Below are 26,839 nucleotides of genomic sequence, written 5' to 3' on the forward strand. Positions count from 1 at the left end.
ATTTATGAATGCAACCATCCAGTATCCTTTCCAGAACACAACCGTGCCCATTCGCCAATCTTATGATTGTGATGTTCTGGTGATTGGTTCAGGCGCAGGAGGTTTATCCAGTGCAGTCACCGCCGCACAGCAAGGCTTGAAAGTGATTGTAGCCGAAAAAGCTGCTGTCTTTGGTGGTACTACTGCAGTATCTGGTGGCTGGTTATGGATTCCGAATACGCCACATGCACAGCGTGAAGGACAAGCTGAACCGATTGAAGCACCAAAACAGTATCTCAAGAATATTTTAGGTGAGCAGTATGATGAGCAAAAAATTCATACTTACTTAATCAAAGCACCTGAAATGGTTGATTTTTTTGAAACACATACTGAGGTGAAATTTAATATTGGCGCAGCAGTTCCAGATTTTTTCGATGTCGCTGGTTCTCGGGTTGGATGGCGTTCGATCGTTGCAGCACCTTATGATGGTCGCGCTTTGGGCAATCAATTGCATTTATTACGTCCAGCCATTCCTGAAACCACATTGTGGGGAATGGGAATTGCTTCTGGCGCAGATATGAAGCATTTCATTAATACCTTTCGTGCGCTGTCATCCTTTATGTATGCGACTAAACGTGTATTGCGTCATTTTGTCGACTTGCTGTTAAGAAAAAGATCAACACAAATTGTCAATGGCAATGCATTAGTCGCTCGTTTAATCAAGTCGGCTTTGAATCAGCAAGTTCAGCTTTTAGCGAATCATGCCATGACTGAGTTATTCGAAGAAAATGGACGTGTCACAGGTGCATTATTTAAAACCCCCGCAGGTTTGGTCAAGATAAATGCCAAGCATGCTGTCATCTTGGCAACAGGAGGTTTTCCGCATGATGAAATCCGTAAACAGGCTTTATTTCAGCATGTTGCAGACGGTACACCGCATCATTCAGCCGCGCCTGAAACCAATACAGGTGATGGTTTAAAAGCAGCCGAAGCCGTTGGTGCAGCGGTTGATCAACATTTACCTTGGGCAGGCGCATGGGCACCTGTTTCACTGATGCCACGTCTGGATGGTACTTTAGGGCGTTTTCCGCATTTGGTTGAACGTGGTAAACCTGGGCTGATTGCTGTACTGAAAAATGGTCGCCGTTTTACCAATGAAGGTGATTCTTATCCTGCCTTCGTAAAAGATTTATTTAGAAGCACAAATAAAGGTGATCAGTCACATTGCTGGTTGATTTGTGATCATCAGTTTATTCGTCGTTATGGTTTGGGCGCGGTCAAACCTTTTCCTATTTCCATGCAATCTTGGCTTGATAATGGTTATTTAAAGTCGGGCAAAACCTTACATGATCTGGCAGTCGCTTGTGGAATTGATGCATTACAGTTTCAAAAAACGGTTCAATCCTACAATCAACATGCAGAACAGGGTCAGGATCCTGAATTTCATCGCGGAAGCACTCCGTATCAAAAAGCGCAGGGAGATGGAGAACATCAACCCAATCCATGTATTGCACCGATTAAACATGGGCCATTTTATGCGGTACATGTTGTACCGGGAAGCTTGGGAACTTTTGCAGGCTTAATCACCAATGAATATGGCAATGTCTTAAATAAACAAACGGGTCAACCTATTCGCGGCTTATATGCGGCAGGAAATGACTTGAATAGCATTATGGGTGGTCAATATCCAAGCGGCGGTATTACGCTTGGGCCCGCCATGACCTTTGGCTATATCGCAGCAAAACATATCGCGCGACAGGCAAATGTAGTCAGCCATGCTGCTGCATGCTCTGAGCAGCGTTAAGGAGAAATCAACATGGATCAACAGGTCGATTTAGTGGTCATTGGTGCAGGTGCGGCAGGAATGTCGGCTGCATTGTTCGCCAAGCTAAATGGTTTAAATGTATTACTGTGTGAAAAGGCAGTGCAGGTTGGAGGAACTTCGGCGACTTCAGGCGGTACAATTTGGGCGCCCGGATCGCATTTAAGTGTAAAAGCAGGTGTGCCTGATGATATTGAACAAGCACGTATTTTTCTGAAATCGGTGGTCGGTGATCGTGGTGGTGAAGAACTGCGTGAAGCTTTCTTGGCTTCCAGTGCAGATATGATTCGTGAGCTGGATGAAAAAACCTCAGTCAAATTAAATGCTTGTCTGGCACATCCTGACTATGTCAAAAACCAACCTGGTGAAGCTTTTGGTGGTCGTGCCTTAGCCCCCGCAGAGTTTGATGGCCGCGTATTAGGTGCAGATTTTAAATATGTACGTCCACCGCGGCCTGAATTTATGGGGCTGGGTGGTATGATGGTCAATCGTAATGAGTTAAATGCATTGCTGAATCCTGTGCAAAGCATTCAAAATTTAATGACCACGTTTAAAGTGGTGCTGCCTTATTTTTGGTCACGTTTACGTTTTAATCGTGGTACACGTTTAGTTATGGGCAATGCACTGGTCGGAAGCCTATTCCACAATTTAAAACAACAGCAGGTGCCTGTCTGGTTAAATTCAGCTTTACAAGAATTAATCGTAGAAAATGACAAAGTCGTGGGTGCAAAAATTCAGACTGAACAAGGCACTCAAGTGGTTTATGCACGTAAAGGCGTAGTTTTAGCCACAGGTGGTGTTGGTTGGAATGCACAACTTAGACAACAACTATTTCCAAAAGGGTTAATTGCTGATTCTTTATCACCACTGTCCAATACTGGCGATGGATTGAGCAAAGCACTTCAAAAAGGTGCAAAACTTGACCCATCTGTAGACAGTAGTGTGTTGTACTTTCCTTGCTCGATCCATACGCATGCCAATGGTTATAAAGCGATTTGGCCGCACATTATTCTTGATCGTGCAAAACCGGGCGTGATTGCGGTCAATGAAGATGGCAAGCGTTTTGTCAATGAATCTGACTCCTATCATGACTTTTGTATGGCGCAGATCAAAAGTAATCATGGCAAAGCAAAAATTCAGTCTTATCTAATTTGTGACCATATGGCGATTCAAAAATATGGTTTGGGCTTTGTTTTACCGGGAGCCAAAAAGCTAGATTATTACCTAAAAGACAATTATTTATTTGCCGCAAATAGTCTGGAAACATTGGCGAAAAAAACAGGTATTGATCCACAAGGTTTGCTCACAACCGTTCAATATTTTAATCAAATGGTCGAGCAGGGTGTAGATAGCGACTTTGGCAAAGGTTCAGGAGTGATGAACCGTTTCAATGGTGATCCAGAAGTTCAACCAAACCCTTGTTTGGGTAAATTGGAACAAGGCCCATATTACGCGCTTCCAGTGATTCCAATGGACTGCGCCAGCAGTGGTGGTTTGGCAGGTGATGCCTATGGCCGCGTTTTAGACCAAAACGATCAAGTGATTTCAGGATTATTTGCCTGTGGCAACGATCTCGCTTCAATTTTTAAAGGCACTTATCCAGGGCCGGGCACCACACTTGGGCCGGGTATGGTATTCGCATGGCGGATTGCCCAATTCGCCGCGGGTAAATTAACTGAACAAATTAATCCAGTTCATCAACAATCGACTCAAACATCGCAACAACGGAGATCTGCATGAAACTTTATCAATTGATTAACATCACCATCAAAATGGGTACAACTGCCGCGGTTGCGCAAGGGATTCAAAATTTTTATCAGGATCAGGCCGCACACGGCAAATTATTGGGTGTATTTTTTTCAGACATCGGTCAGCTTAACCAAGTGGTGGTATTGCGTGGTTATGCAACTCAACAAGAATTAGAGTCAGAAAATGCACGTTTAGCCACTCAGGAAAATCTATTCGGCGCATCTGAAAATATTATCCAATATTCGGTGGAAAATTTTGCAGGTTTTGATTTCTTGCCAGAAGTTGAATTAGGCGAGTTTGGTCCTGTTTATGAAATTCGTACCTATGAACTCAAGCATGGTGGTGTACCCCATGTGCTTGAAGCATGGAAAAATGCTGTGCCAACACGTACTCAATATTCAAAATTGACCATTGCCATGTACGCGCTGGATGGTACACCTCGTATTGTCAGCATTTGGCCATACGCTTCATTAGATGAACGCTCTGAAGTCCGCGCCAAAGCGGTGGCTGATGGAATTTGGCCGCCAAAAGGTGGTCCACAATGGCTCACCCATGAAATGCAATCTATGATCGCATTACCAACAGCAGTTTCACCGTTGAAATAAAAATCAACATATTTGATTGCAGCAAAGAGCTAGTCTAGGACTGGCTTTTTCTGTCTTTATATCGAGTTATAATCAAAAAATTAGTAGTAAAATCAAATACTATTGAGGATATCATGCATCAATCACACACGTTCCCTAAAGAATTTTCTAAAATCATTTTTGGTGGTAGTGTCTTTGGTTGGACTGTTGATCAGCGGCAATCATTTAATTTGCTCGATTATGCCCTAGAGCATGGGATCTACACCATTGATACTGCCGATATGTACTCGACATGGGGAGAAGGACATCAGGGTGGCGAATCTGAAACGGTGATTGGACACTGGTTACAACACAAACCTTCTCATCGCGATAAAATTATATTGATCAGCAAAGTGGGTGCTCCACTTGCTGAAGATAAAAAAGGCTTGTCTAAAAAATATATCAAACAAGCGGTTGAAGCCTCATTAAAACGCTTAAATACCGATTATCTCGATGTATATTTAAGCCATTATCCTGACCAAGATACCCCAATTGAAGAAACCTTATCGGCCTATGCTGATCTTATCGCGGAAGGAAAAGTATTAAAAATTGGTGCATCCAATTATTCAGGTGAGCAGTTGCAACAGGCATTGCAAGTCAGTGCTGAACAGGGTTTACCTAAATATGAAATTTTTCAGCCGAGTTATAGTCTGGTCGAGCGTGAGCAATACGAAACTGAATATTTACCGATTTGTGAAGCAAATGAGTTAAAAGTCATCACTTATTTTAGTCTGGCTGCGGGTTTTTTATCAGGTAAATATCGAGATTTGGATCAGTTACAACACTCGGCGCGTAAACGTCAGTTAGAACGCTATTTTAATGAACGTGGTCTGAATATTTTAAATACTATGGATCAGTTAAAAGAAAAATATCAGGCTGAATTATCTGAAATTGCTCTGGCTTGGACGATGGCACAACCGAGTATTACAGCACCGATTGCATCAGCTACTTCAACGACACAACTGGATTCTTTTGTAAAAGCAATGAAGCTGCATCTGGATTCTGCTGATATCGAGTTACTGAATCAGGTCAGTCAATATTAAAAAAAGACCTATAAAAAAGCCCTGTCTGGGCTAAAGAAAGGGCAAAAGTGAAACCAAGTTAAGATGGATGCGTTAAGCGGTCGATTTGAAAAGTTTGACCGCTTGATTGATTCAGGCTGATTGAGCCAATTTATTTAAAGATTCAAGATGAACCGTGCGCTGTTCTTTGGCCGCTTTTTCAATGCACTCTAAAAGCTGAATATTCTTAATCGCATCTTCTGGGGATGAAATGGGTTGCGCAGTCCCATCAATCACGTCAACAAAATGTGAAAGTTGTGAGATATACACATCTTCGTCTTTGTTGGGTTCGAGCCTATTTTTGATGAGCGGGGTGGCCCAACTTTTTGCTATTTCGCTTGGATAATTCCAATATTCCAGATTTGGTATACTGAGCGCGCCCTGTGTTCCACTAATAAAATAGCAATTTTGATCAGGTGAAGTGGCAAAGCTACTTTTATTTTCTTCACTATTTTGATCCCATCCCCACGGTGAAACCGCAGCGTCAGAGGCCATAAGTGAGCCTAAAGATCCATTTTTAAAACGGACTAAAATCGAAATACTATCTTCGACTTCAAGCTGCCGATTTTGATAAGACATCATGGCTTGCACCGATTCAATTTCACCATTTAAATAACGCATCAGATCCAGATCATGTACCAGATTGATTGCGAGTACGCCTGCACCCGACTGACGATGCCACTCAATATCAAAATAGGAATCAGGTTTATAGACTGACCAAAGTGCATTGAAGGTATTGATTTGACCCAAGGTGCCTTTTTGAATCAGTTGCTGTGCTTGCTGAATGATTTTATTATGACGACGATGATGTCCCACCAAAATTGGCACTTGATAATGCTGTTGTTGTTCAATTAAATACAACGCTTCTTCGGTATTTAAAGCCAATGGTTTTTCAAGCAAACTTGGCACACCTGCCTGCATACACTGAATCGCTGTACTGACATGAAAGCGGTTTGGATTGGCAATGATCACACCATCTGGCTGAACTTGCTTTAATAAAGCATCGAGATTTTGAAAGTTGGGCACTTGATATTCTTGCGCCAATGCTTCTGAAAACGGATCACATATTGCAACCAATACTGTTTCAGGGTGCTTTTGAATGGTTTGGGCATGTTTCTTACCCATGACACCTGCACCAATAATGGCGATCTTTTTCATTTATGCTGCTCCTTGCTGTTGTTGTAAAGATGTCCGTAATTGTTTTAAATAATGGATACTGTCTTGAATTGCCTGATGTTCAGTGCGATTTTGCAAATAATCTGGATGTAAATAATCGATTTCCAGTGCCAATAAGCCCTGATAATTATGCTCTGCTAACCATTTCAGTGTCTTTTTTAGTGGAATCAAACCTCGTCCTGCTGGAACACTTGGCCAAAAAGCAAAACTTTTGGGATCACCTTGGTACGCTGTGACATCTTTGATATGTGTCGCTTTGGCATAGGGCAGCATTTTCTCAATCGCTTGCCATGGATCTTCGAGCATGCGTAAGTTATTGGCGGTATCCAGACAGATCCCCAAATAAGGGGAGTCAATGCTTTGAATCAGATCAACGATTTCATTCGCATAAAAATCAACATGATTTTCCAATGCCAAGACCAAATCGAACTGTTCAGCATAGACGACAGCTTGTTGTAACAATGGAACCAAAGCATCTTTATGGCTTTGCCAATCTGTTTGCGGACGAGTTTTACGTCCTCCTGCACAGATACGCATTACCTTGGCACCAAGTGCTTGGGCAATCTCGATATGTCGATACAGATCTTGCAGCATGTCTGGTTTTTGACCTGAATATAAACCTGATGGATGTCCCCACGCCCAGACTAATTCAAGCTGATGCTGTGTAAGTAATTGTTTTAATTGTTGGATATCCTGCTGATTAGGGCTATCAAACATAAAACTTTCAATGGAAATTCCTTCAATACCAAAAGTTGTAGATAATTGTACGCATTCAAATACATTCATTTTGGATGAAGGGGGTTGTTCCAAATCTGGATAAATTTCACCGAAATAACGATGAAAACAATAACTATCGATCGCAATTTTCATATCTATTTAAGCCAATTTCCATGTGGTCTTTTTAATGATGAAATCATGTTCATCTGGTCCTGTGTGATCGATACTAACAAAGATGTTATAAAAATGGAACATTGTTCCATAAATTTTATTTTTAAAAATTACTGTTCGAATTTTTTAATATGAGCATTAAATAGCGATTTAATTTCTTTTTTATTGCTGTTCAAAATAAATTTATTTTTATGGAAAAATTTAAATATGATTAATAACATATCTAAATTCTAATACAGAATGATAGGATTGATCACACCTCCATTTAATTTGCTAATTTCAACTAAACATCAACCAGTCTACAAAAAAAATTATTTATTTTTAAATTTGTAGACTGCTGAATTACAATTGATGCCTTTTTCATGCAACTATAGGCAACCTTAATAAATTTTAAGTTGTTGAAAATACATAGGAATCCAACCCAGTGTCACGCCTTCCAATCACGACCAAACTCGGTGGTTTCTACTTTTGCTATTATGCGATTGTGGGGACATTTATGCCGTATTGGAATTTGTATCTGGAAGGGCAAGGCTTTAATTATCAGGAAATTGGGGTGCTGTCTTCAATCGCGATTATTACCCGCTTTTTCGCGCCCTTGGTCTGGGGATGGATTGCAGATAAATCTGGTAAAAGAATGTTGTTGGTACGGATTGCAACATGGATGGAGGCGTGCATCTGGTTTGCGATTTTCATAATTCCAAATAGCTTTCAATCTGTTGCGTTGCTCATGCTGATTTTTAGTTTTTTCCAAAATGCAATCTTAGCTCAATTCGAAGGCGTGACTTTATTTTGGTTGGGTGATAAACGTATTGAGTATTATGGAAAGGTACGAAAATGGGGATCAGTTGGTTTTATCGTGAGTGTGTTTGGCATAGGCGCATTATTAGATGTGATCCCGATTGCAATGCTACCCATTATTTTGCTCTGTGTGGCTTTTTTAGCCTTTGTCTGGTCATTTAGTATTCATGAACCTCATCATGCACCCAATTCACAACGCCAGCTTGAACCTTTACTTCCGATTTTAAAACGACCCGCTGTTATGGCTTTTTTTGCCATAGAACTGATTTTATTGTTTTCACATGCACCATTTTACAGTTTTTATAGTAACTTTTTAAAAGAAGTAGGCTTTTCAACCACGCAAATTGGTTTTTTGTGGTCTATCGGCGTGATTGCTGAAATCGTGATGTTTGCCTATGCACATGTTTTTCTATCTCGTTTTTCACTTCAACAACTGGTGAGTCTTTGTCTGATCATGACCAGTTTACGCTGGATGATTACGGGTATTTTTTCAAGCAGTTTTATCGCGCAATTGGGCGCGCAAACTATACATGCCTTTAGTTTTGGTTTATTTCATCTTATTGCCATGCGTATGATTTTTCAAAATTTTTCAGCAGCACAGCAAGGTCGTGGGCAGGCGGTGTATAGTACCATGTGGGGAATTGGGGTAGCGTCTGGAAGTATTTTGGCTGGTCACTATTGGAAGGCATTTGGCGGTTCCATGATGTTTTTCATGGCATCAATTCTGGTTTTGCTGGGGTTACTCTTGGTGAAAAAATTGCCGGATCAGCTAGAACCACTGAAATTGCATTAGTTTTCTTACTACTGTTTTTTTCAACTTTAATATTTTTCATTTGAAGGTGAAAGGGATAAGATTTATGCAGATTAATGGGTTATTATTTGATCTTTTTGGGTGCATTTATTCATTTTAAATCAGATAAATAATGCATTTAGCCTTTGTGAAATGATTCAGATTTCAATGTAATAAAAATATTGTTTTTATATCGTTATGAACTCAAGTAAAACATCAAAAATATGTTAAGTTAACGGCATGCGTCTAGTGATCAATAAATCTATGAAAAATATTTATATTATTGGTTTAGTTAGTCTTTGTTGCTCATTTGCGATGGCAGATGAGGCGATGCCAAAGAAAGTACCAGCCAAAGCTCAAACGATGGATTTAAATGCCAATACCATACAGATTGAAACGCGTCCTGAAATTGTAGGATTGTGGGGAATGGAGATTCCGACCAATAAGAAATGCGTTGAATATTATAATTTCCGTAATGCGAACGAAGTTGTCGTAAAAAGTGGAGCTGAGTGGTCATATGGTATGTATGACTATCAACCTTCACAGGATATGAATGAAAAGCTTCCTGCCCTGATTATGCAAATTAAATATGATAACAATGAGGTGGATTGTTCTGGTCAGCAGCAAGATCAGTCTGGTGAAGTTTCCCAATATTTTGTGCAATGGCAAAGTCCAAATACCATCAATTTTTGTGCAAGCGAAAAAGGTGGTCAATGCTTCGCTACTTTACGCCGTGTATTGCCTTAGTAGTCTTAAATGGCAACAAATATAACTCAGTTAAAAAAACCTCTTAAATAAGAGGTTTTTTTCGGTTTCAAGCTTTTTCAGTTGCGGCTTCTAACTGCTTCAGTAAATGTTTTTCAAGATAATGAATATCCATGGCTTGTTCACAGAATTTTTTATCTTGGAGGATTAAATCCTTATGTAAAGGAATATTGGTTTTGACACCAGTCAGAATGATCTCGTCCAGAGCTTGACGCATACGGGATAAAGATGTCTCACGGTCTTTACCATGAGCAATCAGTTTGGCAATCATGGAATCATAATAAGGCGGAATGCTATAGCCCGGATAAATGTGCGAATCCAGACGAATACCAGCACCACCGGGTGCATAAAAATCCTCGATTTTACCGGGAGAAGGTAAAAAGGTGGTTGGATCTTCTGCATTAATACGACATTCTATGGCATGACCACGCACTTCGACATCAGACTGTTCAATTTGTAAACCCAAACCAGCTGCGACACGAAGTTGTTGCTCAATAATATCAATACCTGTCACCATTTCAGTGACTGGGTGCTCAACCTGAACACGGGTATTCATTTCGATAAAGAAGAATTCACCATCTTCGAATAAAAATTCAAATGTACCTGCACCACGGTACTGCATGAGCTTACAGGCATTGACACAAGCTTCCAAAATATCAGCACGAGCTTGTTCCGGTAAATTCGGGGCAGGCGCTTCTTCCAGAACCTTCTGATGGCGGCGTTGCAAAGAACAATCACGGTCATATAAATGAATGGCATGACCATTGCCATCACCTAAAACCTGAACTTCAACATGACGTGGTTTTTGCAGAAAACGTTCCATATAAACGGTATCATCACCAAACCACATTTCGGCATCCCGTTGTGCCGCCTGAACCGATTCGAGTAGGGTATCAACACGTTCAACAATACGCATACCTCGACCACCGCCACCTGAAGCAGCTTTTACAATCAGTGGGAAACCAATTTCTTTGGCTTCAGCCAATGCATTATGAATGGTCACTGCATGGTCACAACCCGGTACAGTTGGAACACCTGCTTTTTTCATGGCCACAATTGCAGATACTTTATTTCCCATTAAACGGATATGTTCTGGACGTGGACCAATAAAAATAAAACCAGAAGTTTCTACGATTTCAGCAAACTCAGCATTTTCAGACAGAAAGCCATAGCCCGGATGAATCGCATCTGCGCCGGTAATTTCTGCTGCCGTAATAATTGCAGGGATATTTAAATAGCTATCACTACTTGCACCCGGGCCAATACAAACAGCTTCATCAACGAAACGTAAATGCATTAAGTCTTTGTCAGCATCTGAATAAATACCGACAGTTTTAATGCCTAATGTTTTGCAAGCACGGGTAATTCGTAATGCGATTTCACCACGGTTTGCAATTAATACTTTTTGCAACATAAGTGTCCCCGTGGATTAGGCGCGGTAGCGGAATAAAGGTTGACCGAACTGAATGACTTCACCATTTTTGACTAAAATCTCTTCAATGACACCACTTTGAGTCGCTTCAATTGGATTCATAATTTTCATGGCTTCAATAATACCCAACGTTTCACCCGCAGAAACAGTCTGACCAACCTTCACAAACGGTGCTTCACCCGGATTTGGTGCAGCATAGAACACGCCAACCATCGGTGAGTTTTCGACTGCACCACGCGGTGTTTTTGCCGCAGGCGCAGCAGGTGCGGCAATAGGTGCTGTGGCAACAGGTGCACTTGTATAGACTGGTGTTGGTCGTGTTAAAGAGATGGATTGATCACCTTCTTTTACCTCAATCGCTTGCAAGTCTGATTCGATCATCAAGTCAATGAGTTTTTTGATTTTGCGGATGTCCATAGGTGAGTAATTCCTAAATCATGTTGAATTAGTGAGAGGATTGTATTTTTTCAATGGCACTAGCCAAGGCATAGGCATATCCATTTGCGCCTAAGCCACAAATCACGCCAATAGCTTTGTCTGATAAATATGAGTGATGACGAAAACTTTCACGTGCATGTACATTAGATAAATGGACTTCAATAAATGGGAGAGCAACGCCCAATAAGGCATCTCTTAAAGCCACTGAAGTGTGCGTCAGTGCAGCTGGATTGATAATAATAAATTTGATGCCTTCAGACTGTGCCTGATGAATACGGTCAACGATCGCACCTTCCCAATTACTCTGAAAAGTTTCGATTTGAATGTTGGAATTTTGAGCTTGAGTAATGAGCTGTTGATTAATATCATCAAGAGTAAGATAACCATATACGTCTGGTTCGCGTTTTCCTAACAGATTTAAATTCGGTCCGTGAATCACCAAAATGGTTGAACTCATTCTGCTTACTCCAATTTATAAAATGCAAATTAGCTTTGCAAGATAGCTGCAAAGTTTGCTCATTATGGCATATTTTTCCACATATTTTTTATCATTTGTTTTAATTGAAGCAGAAAGTGTTTGCCAGATTCGAGTGATATAATGCAAAGTTTGCTGACAATTGGCAATGTTAAAAAATGACAAATTTTTCGAGTTTTAGATTGGATATTATTTTAAACACAATTGACGAAAACAGTTCATTTATTTTGTGTAACAGCCATATGCGAATCATCAATACATGGCAAGTCACACCAGCGCGTTAGATAATGAGGAGAGCGATAAAGTTGCTTCATTTTCCATTGTGACTGGCAGGAATGATAGCCAACTTGCAAACTTTCTGAACCAAATCGTTCTTTAATTGAGCTTAGCGTGAGCATTAATTGTTGCCTTTGCTGAATATGCTGTAGTGGCTGCCATAAGTCATCAATATGCTGTTGACGTGGATAAAGTCCACAAAACATAATGCCCACTTTAATATATTTTTTATTTTTATCAAATAAAACATCAAGTTGTTGTAAAGATGCTTGAGTTAACGCAAGTAAATCATCCGTTGCATATTCAAAACCTATCGATGCTACCTGTGCTTTTTTATAAGGTTTGGTTTCAGTTTTTTCGTAAAGAAAGACTTGAATACACTGACACAATTGCTGCTGAGTCATTAAGCGACGATGGGCGCGATTTAAATGGAAAATCAAGGCTTGTTTGATTTGATGCAAATCATTTAGGTTTTGGGAAAAACTTCTTGAAGCTAAAATACGTTTACTTGGAATTTCTGGATCATCCAGAGAAATGCAGGATTGGCCTTTTAGCTCACGTACTGTACGCGCAATCACCACCGAAAATGCTTTACCAAGATAGTGTTCATTGGCAAAAGTTAAGTCATAGCAACTATAAATATTATAGTCTTGTAAGCGTTTGCTGATTTGATGGCCGATTCCCCATACCTCTTTAGCAGGTGTAGTTAGAGTTAGATCTTCTAAAATTAATGGATCTAATGCGCCAAGATGGCAAACCTGATTAAAACTAGAAATTTTCTTGGCAAAATGATTGGCAAGTTTAGCTTGAGTTTTGCTCCGACCAATACCAATGCTACATGGCAAACTCAGCCATTGTTCCATGGTTTTTACAAGTTGACGACAGTAATCTTCTAAGTCAAATAATTTTGCATAAGGGGTGAGATGAATAAAACATTCATCAATCGAATAGGCTTCGATATCATCAACATTGAAAAATTCCTGAATAGTTAAAAAGAAACGGGAAGACATTTCTGCGTAGAGTGTGTAATTGCTGGAGAATACCTGTACAGCCTGATATTGCGGTTCATCTTTAATTTGATGCCATGGGACTGCCATTTTTATGCCAAGTGCTTTTGCCTCGTTGCTACGCGAAACCACACAGCCATCGTTATTGGATAATACGACAACAGGTTGATCAATCAATTTAGGTTGAAACAGACGCTCACAACTGACATAACAGTTATTGATATCAATGAGTGCGTAATATTCATGATTAAAATGTGTCATGTCGGATTTATCTTAACTTTTTCAGAATGCAGGTCACCACTCCCCAAACTTTGAGGCTGTCATTTTCACGTGGGTAAATATCTGGAAATTCTGGATTTTCTGCTTTTAACCAAAAATCATAAGGGTCATTTTTATTTCGCATATAACGTTTGACGGTAAATTCATTATTTAATAATGCCAGTACAATATCGCCATGTTCTGCCATCAAACTTCGATCAATAATAATTTGGTCACCAATTTCAATTCCTGCATCACGCATGGATAAAGAATGAACAGTCAAAATAAAACTACTCAGAGGATGTTTGACCAGATATTCATTTAGGTCGAGTTTCCGCTCAATGTCATCTTGTGCAGGAGAGGGAAAACCTGCTGCCACTGATTCGAGTGGAAATACAATTTCAAGCGTTGTTTTGGTTTCAATTTTTTGTATGTGTTGAATAGACTCCGTATCTTGTGGTGGACGTGGCTTTAGCCAAGACTTGACCGCATCTACTTTGGAGACTGGCACACGTATTACGACAGTTTTTTCCTGATAATGGGCTTTACGACCTGCATTGACCCGATTACCACCATGTGAATGGACTGGTTTGGTAGAAGTTTCACTCATACTATTTTACGAACTTGAATTTGTAACAAAATCAAGATAGCAAATAAAATAATGAAACACCAATTGGTAAAAAGACTGAATATTTAAAGTTTAATTCATTTCAGCAGGGGATTTTTTCATTTTTGAGTGTAGCGAGGTTGCTTATTTTTATCAAAATTAGACGTTGATGATCAGAATGATTTTATCAATTCATTCTATATTTCAACTGTTTGGACTTGAAAATACCAAGTCTTGAGTACATGTTATAAATTAATCAAGACTTGGTAGGCTTATAGATTCGCTACTTCTAGTGATATGAACTCGCTTAGGCTTGAATTTGCTGTTGAATTAAAGGCCATAAAGCGCGATGTGATTTTTTAAACATCAGCATATGTCCAATCGCTTTAAAACCAAGTTGTTGAGGCTTTAATTCAATCATATTTGTGCGTGCATTAGGATAAAGTCTGAGTAAATCTCTGACATTTATCTCAGTTGCAATTTCATCATCGCTTGCCCAGATAGAAGTGATTGGACATTGAATTTGGCTATGAAAATCTTGTTGAACCGTTTTCCCAATGGCATTTTTAACATAACCCGGATGACTACAAAATTCGCGCCATTGCTTTGCCACAGTTTTGGGCAAATTTTCACCCATACCAATGAATTGCGTTGCGCCATAGCCTTTGATGAGACTAGAAACTGGAAAAATTACATTAAACATAACAGGTGCCAGCACCTTCGTTTTTCCTTTTAATCCTTTGACATGACCTGTTGAACCTGCAACAGCAATCACTTGATGGACTTTCTCGTAAAGTGGATTAATCCCTAATAACTGTCCGCCTGCGCTATGACCTAGCAAAATTACTTTTGCTGCGCCAGTCTTGTCTAATAGAGTGCTTATAGCCGCAGGAATATCCAGTGTTCCCCAGTCCACAATACTGGCACGCGATTGTTTTAAGGGTTCATGCAAAGACTGACCAATACCACGAAAATCAAACACCATGACAGCATAGCCCTGTTCACTTAGCCACTGTGCGAAGGCATAATAAAAAAATTGAGTAATACCCGTCGCGGGACAAATCAAAACAGGATATGAGTTGCTCATACCCTGAGCTGGATAAAATTGAGCAGCGAGTTGATAACCATCTTCGCAATGAATCCAGATTTTTTCGGCCATGTCATCCATAAGTTCTATCGAATAAATTAAAGAAGATGTGATTACTTTAATCGAGTTCTAAAATGAAACTTGATATTTGTATGACTTATAAGTCAAAGATATGCTATAAACTGCCTGCTAAAAATAACAACATTGAAAGGGACGCTCATGTATTCGTTCAGCTTAGCAGTACAAATAGGAATTGTGTTTGCAGGAATATTTCTATGGATAGGTATGCTCACTGGTGTCTGGAAGTATTATCAAATTCGTTATTCAGCCGCTGCTCGTGCACATTATTATGTGGACATCGCACATCGAAGTAGTTTGCTCTATGCGCCTGCGAGTTTAATTTTGGCTGTTCTGGCGTATTTTTCTGTATGGTCTAATTTTACCAATATACTTTGTGTAGTTTTAAATATTATTTTCTTTAGTTTTTCAATTGGCGCATACATTGTGCATGGTGTTTTAAAAGATACCACAAATCAGTTTAAGACGCCGCATCGGTTAGGCAAAAGCAATGTCCCGACATGGATGATGACGATCGCGATGGTCACGTTAATCGTGATTGAGGTGGGAGCTACATGGGTGCTTTTATTAGGAACAATAATTGGATTTGGATGGATGAATTAAAATATCAACTTCTTTTATTTATAAAAAAATGGATGATTAATCATCCATTTTCTCCATTTTTGCTTTAGCGCGTTCTAAACTAAGCTGGCGGAATTTGTGATCGACAAAGGCCCAGACCGAAAAGGCAACACAGACTACAAGCGCATACATAAAGTATTCAGGCTTCAGGTTTCCTTTGATCATCCCTTGAAATGCAAGTGTCAACATCAGAGCGACAGTAGTAATGCCATAAATCACTGTGTCTGAGGTCTTCAGAGCGTTAATGAAGACTTGCTTATTGAAATGTAATGATAACATCTCCATCCCTCCTTTTTAAGTTTAACTAAACATGAGCAGTTTAGTTGGATTTGATCATACAGTTGTACTTTGAATTTCGTGGTATTTCAATAGGTGATAACATTATTTTCCAAAATAATCATCGGATATATAAAAAATGCAATAGTCATTTATATTTTTGTGAAAAATATAAATATTCCTATTCAAAATATTTATAAATACCGACCACTTACTTGAACACTAATCATAAGCCTATACGTATTTTACAGATAAAGACATACGACTTAAGCTAAACAAAGCATGAATCGTGCCATATAGATGAGTAAAAGAGGCTGTGTGATTCATTTTTAGGCTAAAAGAGCTTTCTTAAAATTGTATTAAAAATAATCAAAATGTATTGATATTCGAAAATTTAAATTATTGTATCGTTGTAGTGTGGGTTGTTATTTTAAATAAAACAAATACTTAAATTGTTTTAAATGGTTTTTTAAAAACAGAAAATTAAAACAAAAATGCCTGTTTTGGGTAAAAACAGTGGCATTTTTATTGAGTTTAAAATCAGGTTTGGGTAAAACGCGACTTTAATTTTATCCTAAGTCACTCAACGATAGGTCGTTTGACTTTATCAATCACAATAGAAATGACGAGTACAATCATGGATGGAATTAACCATGCCAAATTTTGTGCATTTAAAGGTAAATTCTGTACAAAGTCAGGCAAATATGTTTCAAAACCTGCAACTTTTAATCCTTCAAGAATACCAAATAAAAATGAAATGGCTGTAACTGGTGCAACAACACGAGCAGGCACTTTCCAGTGTTTCCAAAAGAAACTCAAGACAATGACCACAATGGCTGGTGGATAAATTGCAGTTAATACAGGTACAGAAATCGCGATAAGTTTGGTTAAACCTAAATTTGAAATCACTAAAGAAAATCCAACTAAAACAAATACAAACAATTTGTAAGGCAAGTTGGTTAATTGAGCGAAATATTCAGCACAGGCACAGGTCAGTCCAATTGCAGTGACCATACAGGCAATAAAAATCAGGGCAGTTAAGAATAAAGAACCCAAATCACCAAAGGCATGTTGCACATAAGCATGCAAAATAACAGCACCATTGCTTGCATTTGGTGCAACTTCATGGCTACCTAGACCCAATTTAAACAGGCTGATATATACCAGTGTCAACCCAATACCTGAAATAATACTGGCAATAATGGCATAGCGTGTTACTAACCGAGGTTCACGTACACCGCGCGAGTAAATCGCTTGAATAATCACAATACCAAAAACCAATGCACCTAAAGTGTCCATGGTTAAATAACCATTGACGAAACCTTCAGAAACTGGATGTGCAACATAGTTGTTAATCGCAGGGGGTATATAACCCGATGGAATTAAAAACGCTGCAATCCCTAGAACAGCCAATGCTGCAATTTTCAATGGTGCGAGAAAGCGACCAACGGTATCTAGCAGTTTGTTGGGATAAAGTGAAACGATCGTTACAAATGCAAAATAGACAATGCTATAGATGAGCAAACTATGCTGAGATGTACCAAAATACGAGGAGAAACCAATTTCATAGGAAACGGTTGCAGTACGTGGGGTAGCAAATAATGGTCCAACTGATAAATAACACACAACAGTCAACAAAAGACTGGCGACACGGCCAAGAGGCGAACTAATCATGGCAATCGAACCTTCCATACGGGAAAGTGCCATAATCGTAATAACAGGTAAACCGACAGCCGTGATCAAAAAGCCTGCTGCGGCTAACCAAACATGTTCGCCTGCTTGCTGTGCAACAATTGGAGGAAAAATAATATTACCTGCCCCAATAAACAAAGCAAAGGTCATAAAACCTAATGCAATAATATCTGAGGTGCGAAGACTGGTCATAAAAAGGGAGTGTATAGTTAAAACATGTGAATTTTAGTCCAAAAATGGGATTTTTGTGCAAATATCTTTTGATGTTATAAGCAGTGTTGAGACTAAATTTAACTCTTTAGTAAAATTGGTTAAATTAACCGTCTGAAAACCAAATTGAAATTTTGACTCGCTTACTGCATGAGTCAGCATTTATTTTTATATATAACAAGCAATAAAAGAATTAATTGTCTAAAAAGTAATCACTTTATATCTAAAATCATTAAAGTATTGAAAAATGATGCATACGAATCTCCTGCAAGTTTAACTTTAAACGCAGTATAATTGAGCGTATCAATAGGGGAGTTCCAATGCGCGCATCGACAGTAACGATCAAAACTGAGCAAGATATTGAAAATTTACGTATATCAGGTCGATTGGCTGCGCAGGTGCTCGAAATGATTACAGCTCATATCAGGCCAGGCGTGAGTACCGAGTATCTGGATGATATTTGTAATGATTACATCGTCAATACTCTGCAAGTAATTCCAGCCAACATTGGTTATCATGGTTTTACCAAAACCACCTGCACTTCAGTCAATGAAGTGGTTTGTCATGGCATTCCGTCGCCTACTAAAATTTTAGCCGACGGTGACATTATTAATATTGATGTTGCCATTATTAAAGAAGGTTATTTTGGTGATACCAGCCGGATGTATTTAGTAGGAGACGTCCATCCAGACGCAAAGAAGCTGGTTGAAACTACTTACAACGCTATGCATGCAGGCATTCAAGCAGTAAAACCTGGTGCAACATTAGGTGACATCGGCTATGCAATCCAATCGGTTGCTCAGGCTGAGGGTTATAGCATTGTACGTGAATATTGCGGACATGGTATTGGAAAGATTTATCACGAACAGCCAAATATTTTACATTATGGTCAGCCGGGACAAGGCATGCTTTTGCAAAAAGGCATGGTATTTACGATTGAACCTATGGTGAATGCAGGGCATGCTCAAGTGAAAGAACTGAGTGATGGCTGGACAGTGATTACCAAAGACAAGTCTTTGTCCGCACAGTGGGAACATATGGTCGCAGTGACTGAAACGGGTTATGAGTTGCTTACCCCATGGCCAAATGGCACAGGAGCTTATGCTGAAATTGCATTGCTCGGATAAGTAGATTGCTTAAGAGTTAGCATGTTGAAATATAAAGCTTATCTTTAATTAGATAAGCTTTTTTAGATTGAGTTTATCGATGCCCAAGTTGCTCTACTAAATAATCTATAAACACTCGAACTGCGGGTAACTGACCGCGACGGGATGGATATACTGCATGAAAAATACCATGTGGTGCTTTCCAGTCTGGTAATACCCTGACCAATTCACCTGTACGGATATATTCGTTAGCAATCGGATCTGGGAGTAAAGCAACTCCACAATTCTGGCTCGCTAAACTTGCCAACATTAATAAATTAGATGCCATCACCATTGGATTGACTTTAATTTTTTCTTGTTGATTTTGTTCATTATGTAAAATGATTTGTTGATCTAAGTGATCATCCGCCAGACTTAAAATACGATGATGGCTTAAATCTTCAGGTTTTTTAATGGAGCCATATTCGTTTAAATAGGCTTGACTGGCAAACATATGCTGTTCGATGGTACTGAACTGGCGTATGACCAGACTTGGATCATCATCCAGATTGGAACGTACACGAAGGGCAATATCAATCCCTTCATTAATGACATCAAAACGTCGATTGCTAATGATGAGTTGCACACGAATTTCTGGATATAGCTTTAAAAAATCAGGCAAAATCTTTGTCATTTGATTTTGCGCAATATCAACAGGAACAGTAACTTTAATCACGCCACGTGGTTTAACACTTAAATGGTCCACTAAATCATGCGCAGCTTGAGCGGCGTTCATCATGACTTGAGCATGTCGGTAGACATTCATCCCGATTTCAGTGACGGCAAAATGTCGGGAACTGCGTTGTATCAGGCGAACCCCAAGCCGTTCTTCTAAATTATAAACACGACGGCTAAGTTTTGATTTTGGGATATCTGTAGCGCGTTCAGCCGCACTAAATCCACCATGTTCAACCACTAAAGCGAAACAATAAAAATCGTCTAAATCAGTGAGCATAATGGCGTTCCGTTGAGCAGCAAATTTAATGTTATAAGGACTGCTGGACATTATACCCAATAATTTTAAAGTGTTATGTTAAACCTGAGTAAATAAGTCAAATTATGCGAATGCTGTTGGTGGATTCAGCAAAAACTCTTTTACTTTTTGATATTCTTCAATACGCATAAAATCGCGTTGAGTCGGCGACTTGATTCGGCTTAAATCCATATTATCTGCAAGATCAGCCAGTTTGACGGTTCTCGCAATAGGATTCTTTACAATTCTTTTCGCGGCATCCAGTCTGCTTTCACTTTCTTTTTTTGTCAGTGCTACCACTGCATCAATCACATGTTGGCTAAAGCCCAACGTAATTAAATCAACAATGGTGGTGTCTGTATCTTCAAGTAGATCGTGCATGACCGCGACCATTTTTTGATCCATACTTTCAACATTAAGCATTAGTCGTAAGGGGTGTAAGATGTATGGTTGTCCTGCTTTATCCGTTTGTCCTGCATGTTTTTTTGCTGCCAGTGCGATGGCTTTTTCCAGTGTTGACATGAAATCTCCATTTCAAAATTTTAAAAATTAAAATTCACACAATTGAACACTTTTTGGCTTTTTTGATATTAACCACGAGTTGAAATGAATAGCAATTCACCCAAGGTGGATTTTAAAAAAATTAGATGCAAGCAAATATTTCTATTAGACTATGTTCTTAATTTTCGAGTAAAGCCTATGTCTTACCAGCTTATTCAACAAACTGATGCTTCAGCTAATATTTTATGTCCAATTTGTCAGCATGCAGTCGTTGATTGGTCACAAGAACAATATATTCAGCCTTGTGAACACACGTTGTTTGTTGCAATGGATTTAGGTTTTGAGTTTGTTGCAGATCGTTTTGAAGTCCAGATGGTGAAGTCGGTCGATGAATTGCATGAAGATCCAGATATGCATATTTTTACTGCGATTACTGAAACGCCATATTCTGAAATGACGATTATTCAAACTGATTTAGGGGTCGAAAATTTATCGCGCTATGCAGGCTTTAGTCCAGATGTGCTTTAATCTGTAGAGGAAAAATTTTGGATTGATAAGTCTTTACTTCTTTTTCAAGCCATTCGGTAAATTTTAAAATCAGTGCATTGTTGTGTTGTTCTGAATAAACGAAATAATAAGAACGCGCACCGACTAACTTTAAAGATGAGGCAATCACCAAATCAGCATTGCCAAGTTCTTTTTCAAGTAGCATTTGTGGAATTAAGGCCACTCCTAAATGATGAGTCGCTGCAACCGCCAGCATGGAAAAAAGTTCATGGCGCTGACCTTCCATGGCATAGGGATAATCATAAGCTGCGGCCGTAAACCATTCTTTCCAGATATAAGGGCGTGTGGTTTGTTGCAATAAAGGCAGTTGACTTATTTGTTCAGGTGATAAATCAATGCTTTGATTTTGGTTGACTGCTATTTCAGGGAAATACTTGTGAATCAGAGCCAAAGAGCAAACAGGAACGACTTCCTCTTGCATCAGAAATTGAATTTTTGCGCCCGGCCAGTTTTCAATTTGTGAAGGTGTCCCTGCATAAATTGCAGCATCAAAAATATGATCACTAAATAAAAAAGGCTTGGTACTGGTTTCAAGGTGAATGGTAATTTCAGGATAAATTTCATTAAAACGATATAAACGCGGTAATAACCAGCGCGTCGCAAAAGTCGGTACGACTCCGAGCTTGAGTGTTCCGCCCAAGCCCTTGTGTGACATCAAATCGAGTGTACTTTGTTCAATTCCAAGCAAATACGGTTTAATGCTCTTAAAATACTGTTCGCCTGCCTGTGTAAGTTCTACGCCATGCCGAGTGCGATTAAACAGTTCAATATTTAAAAATTCTTCGAGTTGTTGTATTTGCCGAGATACGGCACTTTGTGTAATAGAAAGTTCTTGCGCAGCATAGGTATAACTTTTATGTTTAGCGGCTGATTCAAAACAAATCAGTGCTTGTAAAGAAGGAATCATACGCCGCATGTCATTCTCCTGAATGATGATCTGAGTGATGATTGCAAAATGAAGATATTTGCAAACCACATATATTTGCTACTTCTGGTGAATGATTTTAACTATCGAAGTCGTGAATTCACTTGAGTGTAGACCCTCATTAAAACAAATTTGAGCCTAAATTAAAAATAAGATATGCGTAAATGGAATGGCTGTATGCAAATTTATCGTTTGCTGCTTTGACCGCGACATCGTAGCATCGGGTCAATGACAAACAAACAGGCTAGGGAAGCGATGAATCAAATGGTCGATACAGCTAAAAAATCCGCACGCGTTCATTTCAATTGGGAAGATCCATTCTTGCTTGAACAACAGTTGACTGAAGAAGAACGCATGATTCGTGATTCTGCACAGGCATACTGTCAGGATAAATTGATGCCACGCGTTTTGGAACAGTTCCGCCACGAAACCACCGATCCAACTATTTTTCGTGAAATGGGTGAATTGGGGCTACTTGGTCCAACCATTCCAGAACAATACGGTGGCGCGGGTTTAAACTATGTGAGTTATGGTTTGATTGCACGTGAAGTTGAACGTGTCGATTCGGGCTATCGTTCAATGGCAAGCGTGCAAAGTTCATTGGTGATGGTGCCAATCAATGAATTTGGTACTGAAGAACAAAAGCAAAAATATTTACCGAAACTTGCAACAGGTGAATATATTGGCTGTTTCGGTTTGACTGAGCCTGATCATGGTTCTGATCCGGGTAGTATGATCACCCGTGCCAAAAAAGTAGACGGTGGTTATCGTTTAAGTGGCGCAAAAATGTGGATTACCAACAGTCCAATTGCTGATGTGTTTGTGGTTTGGGCAAAAGAAGTATCTGCTGAAGGCAATGTAGGCGAAATTCGCGGATTTATCTTGGAAAAAGGTTGGGAAGGGCTTTCTGCTCCTGCAATTCATGGCAAGGTCGGTTTACGTGCGTCTATTACGGGCGAAATCGTGATGGATAATGTATTTGTTCCAGAAGAAAATGCATTTCCAGATGTTCGTGGTTTAAAAGGCCCATTTACCTGCCTGAATAGTGCGCGTTATGGCATCGCTTGGGGCGCAATGGGTGCTGCTGAATTTTGTTGGCACACCGCACGGCAATATACTCTTGATCGTAAACAGTTTGGTCGTCCATTGGCTGCCAATCAGTTGATTCAGAAAAAACTGGCTGATATGCAAACTGAAATCGCTTTAGGTCTGCAAATCGCGTTACGTTTTGGTCGCATGAAAGATGAAGGCATTGCTGCGGTTGAAGGAACATCTCTCATTAAGCGTAATAATTGTGGTAAAGCACTGGATATTGCTCGTTTAGCCCGTGACATGATGGGTGGCAACGGCATTAGTGACGAATTTGGTGTAGCACGTCATCTGGTCAACCTTGAAGTCGTCAATACTTATGAAGGTACACACGATGTACATGCTCTAATTTTAGGGCGCGCTCAAACTGGCATCGCTGCTTTTGGCAACTAAGCCACTTCTTATTTTGTAAATCAAATCTTAATGTTTAAAGATGCGCTTCATGCGTGTCTTTAAATCCTTTATCGCTTAAAAAATGATGCAAAACAATAGTCAGGGATTCATCATGAAATTTTTCATGAAGAAATGACGCTTTGCTAGGGCCAGCTAAAATAACAAAGGCAAAGTAACCATTACATGATTAATTGATGAAATACCAAGACTCATTTAGGAAAAATGAGGTGAAATATAATGAACAATGACGTTCAGGCGGTTGCGGGAAATCTTCCCTCTACATTAGCGTCCAATATCGGAACTTATGATCGAATCACCCCCAATACATGGAAATGGGCGTTGTTATTTGCCTATTTTGCGATGGTGGTTGATGGTGTGGACATCATGTTGTTGTCCTATAGTCTTACCAGTTTAAAAGCAGATTTTGGTTTATCGACTTTTCAAGCTGGCGCATTGGGCAGCGCATCCCTAGCAGGTATGGGAATCGGCGGGATTTTGGGTGGTTGGGCTTGCGATAAATTTGGTCGAGTCAGAACCATTGCACACTCAGTGACTTTCTTTTCAATCGCAACCTGTATTTTGGGTTTTACTCAAACTTTTGAACAATTTATGGCGCTGCGCTTTATTGGTGCTTTGGGTATTGGTGCACTTTATATGGCATGTAATACCTTAATGGCTGAATATGTACCCACTTCATATCGTACAACAGTTTTAGGAACACTACAGACTGGGCAAACAGTAGGTTATATCGTCGCAACACTTTTAGCAGGTGCCATTATTCCTGAGCATGGCTGGCGTGTTTTGTTCTTTTTAACCGTAATTCCTGCGGCAATTAATATTATTTTACAGCGATTTGTGCCTGAGCCAAAATCTTGGCAATTGACTAAAATCGCAGCGCTTCGTCCAGAACAACAAAAAACTGAGCAACAACGCGAAAAACCTAAAAGTGGCAGCATTTATAAACAGATTTTTAACCATTTTAAACATCGCAAAATGTTTTTACTCTGGATGACCACCGCATTTTTCTTACAGTTTGGGTATTACGGTATTAATAACTGGATGCCAAGTTACCTCGAAACAGAAGTCCATATGAACTTTAAATCATTGACCAGTTATATGGTCGGGTCATATACCGCCATGATTCTAGGGAAAATTCTAGCAGGATATCTTGCTGATAAATTTAATCGCCGTGCTGTGTTTGTCTTCGGTACGCTTGCTAGCGCAATTTTCTTACCGATCATTATTTTCTTTAATACCCCTGACAATATTCTGTATTTATTGATCACCTTTGGTTTCCTTTACGGTATTCCATATGGTGTCAATGCAACCTATATGGCGGAATCATTCTCAACCGATGTACGCGGAACCGCGATTGGAGGGGCTTATAACATTGGTCGCGTCGGAGCTGCGATTGCCCCTGCGACCATTGGTTTTTTGGCGTCGGGCGGTACCTTTGCAATGGCATTTATTGTGATGGGCGCAGCTTACTTTATTGCAGGTGTATTACCGGGTTTATTTATTAAAGATCGTCAGTACGATCCACAAAAATCATGAAATAAAAAGCCGACATTTTAGTTAATGTCAGCTTTTGAAGGAGTAAATATGGGTGCATTAACAGGGTTAACCGTACTGGATTTAAGTCGGGTTTTGGCAGGGCCGTGGTGCGGTCAAATTCTGGCTGATTTAGGTGCAGAAGTGATTAAAGTGGAACGCCCGAAAGTTGGAGATGATACCCGTATGTGGGGGCCGCCGTGGATGCTGAATGATCAAGGGCAACCTACCAAAGAAGCAGGGTATTATCAGGCTGCAAATCGAAATAAATATTCTGTCGCAATTGATATCGCAACTGAGGAAGGTCAACAACTGATTCAGGCTATGGTCAAAGATGCGGATGTGTTGATTGAAAATTACAAAGCAGGCTCACTTGCGAAATATGGACTGGATTATGCCACTTTAAGTCAGATCAATCCGAAATTGGTTTATTGTTCCATTACAGGATTTGGGCAAACAGGCCCACGCGCAGAAGAACCGGGCTACGATTTTGTGATTCAAGGCATGTCTGGATTGATGAGCATTACAGGTGAACAACATGCAGAACCACAAAAAGTCGGGGTTGCTGTTGCGGATATTCAAACTGGACTCTATGCTACCATTGCGATTCAGGCGGCATTATGGTCACGTTTAAGCACAGGCAAAGGACAGCATATTGATTTATCGCTGTTAGATGTGCAAGTGGCAGCACTTGCCAATCAAGGCATGAACTTTCTGACCACAGGCAAATCACCTGTGAGAATGGGAAATGCACATCCCAATATTGTGCCATATCAAGTTTTTAAGGCAAAAGACAAAGATTTCATTATTGCCTGTGGTAATGATAAACAATTTAAAGATTTATGTATTGCGATTGATCGAGCAGATTTATTGAATTGTGTTGATTATGAGACCAATAAAGATCGAGTGGCACATAGAGATCAACTGATTAAGATTTTGAGTGAACACTTTATGACGCATGATGCAAAGCACTGGGTTGAGCAAATTCATGCTAAAAAAGTCCCTGTGGGCATGATTAACTCGATTGAAGACGCATTAAATGAACCACAAATACAAGCTCGTGAGATGGTGGTTAACATTGCTCATCCACAAAATCAGGCATTTAAAGTCATTGCCTCTCCCATTAAACTTTCTGATACGCCGATTCAATATCATCACGCACCACCACAGTTAGGTGAGCATACTTTACAGATTCTTAAGCGTTATAAATCGAATGATCAGCTCAAAATATTAAATCAAAAAGGCATAATTGAGAGTAAAATAGGCGAAAACAGCAAGGAAAAAGCATATTTTGATTAAAAAATATCCTGATGATTTTTTTTTGAAGATTATGGCTTGCGTTCGTTATGAAACTGTATAGAATACGCAGCATCCCGACGCGATACACGAGAAGATCTTGGTTTAGGGCTAAGATTTGAAGGCATAGTATTGCGTTGAATTACTACTGATGAGGTAGTAATAAGATCATTAAGAATTGAAGAAGAACAACTTGTGTGGATTTTTACTGATTGATTGATTGATAAATTATCATTGATGAATTGGTTTAAATTACTCGAAGTTTATTTGAGCGAAATTTAAGTCAGGAAA

General features: G+C 39.5%; 25 protein-coding genes. 12 read left to right on the top strand and 13 right to left on the bottom strand.

What is annotated here, in order from left to right:
- The first annotated feature begins 4 nt into the window (after nt 1-4).
- From E0D95_RS14715 to E0D95_RS14730, 4 genes are all read left to right on the top strand, one after another.
- Nucleotides 5-1,783, top strand: coding sequence for an FAD-dependent oxidoreductase (locus E0D95_RS14715; RefSeq protein ID WP_130804781.1), 1,779 nt, complete (start codon nt 5-7; stop codon nt 1,781-1,783).
- 12 nt (nt 1,784-1,795) lie between these two features.
- Complete coding sequence (locus E0D95_RS14720) at nt 1,796-3,541, top strand: FAD-dependent oxidoreductase (RefSeq protein ID WP_130804782.1); 1,746 nt, start codon at nt 1,796-1,798, stop codon at nt 3,539-3,541.
- Entirely contained in the window at nt 3,538-4,155 is a 618-nt protein-coding gene (locus E0D95_RS14725) for an NIPSNAP family protein (protein WP_130804783.1), read from the top strand. The genes E0D95_RS14720 and E0D95_RS14725 overlap by 4 nt, the downstream gene beginning before the upstream one ends.
- A 113-nt stretch (nt 4,156-4,268) precedes the next feature.
- On the top strand, nt 4,269-5,216 hold the full coding sequence (locus E0D95_RS14730; RefSeq protein ID WP_130804784.1) for an aldo/keto reductase: 948 nt from the start codon (nt 4,269-4,271) through the stop codon (nt 5,214-5,216).
- A gap of 111 nt (nt 5,217-5,327) precedes the next feature.
- Here E0D95_RS14730 and E0D95_RS14735 read toward each other — a convergent pair whose 3' ends face one another.
- The gene (locus tag E0D95_RS14735; RefSeq protein WP_130804785.1) at nt 5,328-6,392 is read right to left on the bottom strand and encodes a Gfo/Idh/MocA family protein; all 1,065 of its coding nucleotides are present in this window, start codon (nt 6,390-6,392) and stop codon (nt 5,328-5,330) included.
- Entirely contained in the window at nt 6,393-7,280 is an 888-nt protein-coding gene (locus E0D95_RS14740; RefSeq protein ID WP_130804786.1) for a sugar phosphate isomerase/epimerase family protein, read from the bottom strand.
- A gap of 442 nt (nt 7,281-7,722) precedes the next feature.
- Here E0D95_RS14740 and E0D95_RS14745 point away from each other — a divergent pair, with 442 nt between their 5' ends.
- Nucleotides 7,723-8,889, top strand: coding sequence for an MFS transporter (locus E0D95_RS14745; RefSeq protein ID WP_130804787.1), 1,167 nt, complete (start codon nt 7,723-7,725; stop codon nt 8,887-8,889).
- A 237-nt stretch (nt 8,890-9,126) separates the two neighbouring features.
- On the top strand, nt 9,127-9,633 hold the full coding sequence (locus E0D95_RS14750) for a hypothetical protein (RefSeq protein WP_130804788.1): 507 nt from the start codon (nt 9,127-9,129) through the stop codon (nt 9,631-9,633).
- Nucleotides 9,634-9,700: 67 nt separating this feature from the next.
- Here E0D95_RS14750 and accC read toward each other — a convergent pair whose 3' ends face one another.
- The 6 genes from accC to E0D95_RS14780 form a co-directional block, all read right to left on the bottom strand.
- Nucleotides 9,701-11,065 (bottom strand): acetyl-CoA carboxylase biotin carboxylase subunit, encoded by a 1,365-nt coding sequence (gene accC, locus E0D95_RS14755; RefSeq protein WP_130804789.1) that lies wholly within the window; start codon nt 11,063-11,065, stop codon nt 9,701-9,703.
- Nucleotides 11,066-11,080: 15 nt separating this feature from the next.
- Nucleotides 11,081-11,500: an acetyl-CoA carboxylase biotin carboxyl carrier protein gene (gene accB / locus E0D95_RS14760; RefSeq protein ID WP_130804790.1), complete on the bottom strand. Its 420-nt coding sequence runs from the start codon at nt 11,498-11,500 to the stop codon at nt 11,081-11,083.
- A 28-nt stretch (nt 11,501-11,528) separates the two neighbouring features.
- Entirely contained in the window at nt 11,529-11,978 is a 450-nt protein-coding gene (gene aroQ / locus E0D95_RS14765; protein WP_130804791.1) for a type II 3-dehydroquinate dehydratase, read from the bottom strand.
- A 236-nt stretch (nt 11,979-12,214) separates the two neighbouring features.
- Entirely contained in the window at nt 12,215-13,540 is a 1,326-nt protein-coding gene (locus E0D95_RS14770) for a Y-family DNA polymerase (RefSeq protein ID WP_130804792.1), read from the bottom strand.
- A gap of 7 nt (nt 13,541-13,547) precedes the next feature.
- Nucleotides 13,548-14,147, bottom strand: a complete 600-nt coding sequence (locus tag E0D95_RS14775; protein WP_130804793.1) for a LexA family protein — start codon at nt 14,145-14,147, stop codon at nt 13,548-13,550.
- Nucleotides 14,148-14,451: 304 nt separating this feature from the next.
- Entirely contained in the window at nt 14,452-15,312 is an 861-nt protein-coding gene (locus tag E0D95_RS14780; RefSeq protein ID WP_130804794.1) for an alpha/beta hydrolase family protein, read from the bottom strand.
- A gap of 138 nt (nt 15,313-15,450) precedes the next feature.
- Between E0D95_RS14780 and E0D95_RS14785 the strand changes: the two genes are divergently transcribed.
- Nucleotides 15,451-15,912 (top strand): hypothetical protein, encoded by a 462-nt coding sequence (locus E0D95_RS14785; protein ID WP_130804795.1) that lies wholly within the window; start codon nt 15,451-15,453, stop codon nt 15,910-15,912.
- Nucleotides 15,913-15,948: 36 nt separating this feature from the next.
- Here E0D95_RS14785 and E0D95_RS14790 read toward each other — a convergent pair whose 3' ends face one another.
- Nucleotides 15,949-16,209 carry a hypothetical protein gene (locus E0D95_RS14790; RefSeq protein WP_130804796.1) on the bottom strand — a complete coding sequence of 87 codons (261 nt, stop codon included), beginning with the start codon at nt 16,207-16,209 and terminating at the stop codon, nt 15,949-15,951.
- Between the two features lie 576 nt (nt 16,210-16,785).
- The gene (gene brnQ / locus E0D95_RS14795) at nt 16,786-18,090 is read right to left on the bottom strand and encodes a branched-chain amino acid transport system II carrier protein (protein ID WP_130804797.1); all 1,305 of its coding nucleotides are present in this window, start codon (nt 18,088-18,090) and stop codon (nt 16,786-16,788) included.
- Between the two features lie 338 nt (nt 18,091-18,428).
- Here brnQ and map point away from each other — a divergent pair, with 338 nt between their 5' ends.
- Complete coding sequence (map, locus tag E0D95_RS14800; protein ID WP_130804798.1) at nt 18,429-19,235, top strand: type I methionyl aminopeptidase; 807 nt, start codon at nt 18,429-18,431, stop codon at nt 19,233-19,235.
- Nucleotides 19,236-19,308: 73 nt separating this feature from the next.
- On the opposite strand, the gene E0D95_RS14805 is transcribed toward map, so the two are convergent.
- Together E0D95_RS14805 and E0D95_RS14810 are read right to left on the bottom strand one after the other, a co-directional pair.
- Nucleotides 19,309-20,208 (bottom strand): LysR family transcriptional regulator, encoded by a 900-nt coding sequence (locus E0D95_RS14805; protein ID WP_130804799.1) that lies wholly within the window; start codon nt 20,206-20,208, stop codon nt 19,309-19,311.
- 102 nt (nt 20,209-20,310) lie between these two features.
- Nucleotides 20,311-20,748, bottom strand: coding sequence for an HD domain-containing protein (locus tag E0D95_RS14810; RefSeq protein WP_130804800.1), 438 nt, complete (start codon nt 20,746-20,748; stop codon nt 20,311-20,313).
- Nucleotides 20,749-20,925: 177 nt separating this feature from the next.
- Between E0D95_RS14810 and E0D95_RS14815 the strand changes: the two genes are divergently transcribed.
- Nucleotides 20,926-21,255, top strand: coding sequence for a hypothetical protein (locus E0D95_RS14815; protein WP_130804801.1), 330 nt, complete (start codon nt 20,926-20,928; stop codon nt 21,253-21,255).
- On the opposite strand, the gene E0D95_RS14820 is transcribed toward E0D95_RS14815, so the two are convergent.
- Complete coding sequence (locus E0D95_RS14820; protein ID WP_130804802.1) at nt 21,236-22,210, bottom strand: LysR substrate-binding domain-containing protein; 975 nt, start codon at nt 22,208-22,210, stop codon at nt 21,236-21,238. The two genes, E0D95_RS14815 and E0D95_RS14820, sit on opposite strands and share 20 nt — an antisense overlap.
- A 264-nt stretch (nt 22,211-22,474) precedes the next feature.
- On the opposite strand from E0D95_RS14820, the gene E0D95_RS14825 reads away from it, so the two are divergent.
- The 3 genes from E0D95_RS14825 (at nt 22,475) to E0D95_RS14835 (ending at nt 26,551) form a co-directional block, all read left to right on the top strand.
- Nucleotides 22,475-23,701: an acyl-CoA dehydrogenase gene (locus tag E0D95_RS14825; protein ID WP_130804918.1), complete on the top strand. Its 1,227-nt coding sequence runs from the start codon at nt 22,475-22,477 to the stop codon at nt 23,699-23,701.
- Nucleotides 23,702-23,938: 237 nt separating this feature from the next.
- The gene (locus tag E0D95_RS14830; protein ID WP_130804803.1) at nt 23,939-25,255 is read left to right on the top strand and encodes an MFS transporter; all 1,317 of its coding nucleotides are present in this window, start codon (nt 23,939-23,941) and stop codon (nt 25,253-25,255) included.
- A 48-nt stretch (nt 25,256-25,303) separates the two neighbouring features.
- Complete coding sequence (locus E0D95_RS14835; protein ID WP_130804804.1) at nt 25,304-26,551, top strand: CaiB/BaiF CoA transferase family protein; 1,248 nt, start codon at nt 25,304-25,306, stop codon at nt 26,549-26,551.
- Nucleotides 26,552-26,839: the final 288 nt, after the last annotated feature.

Source organism: Acinetobacter ihumii, from assembly GCF_900625095.1.
GTDB lineage: Bacteria > Pseudomonadota > Gammaproteobacteria > Pseudomonadales > Moraxellaceae > Acinetobacter > Acinetobacter ihumii.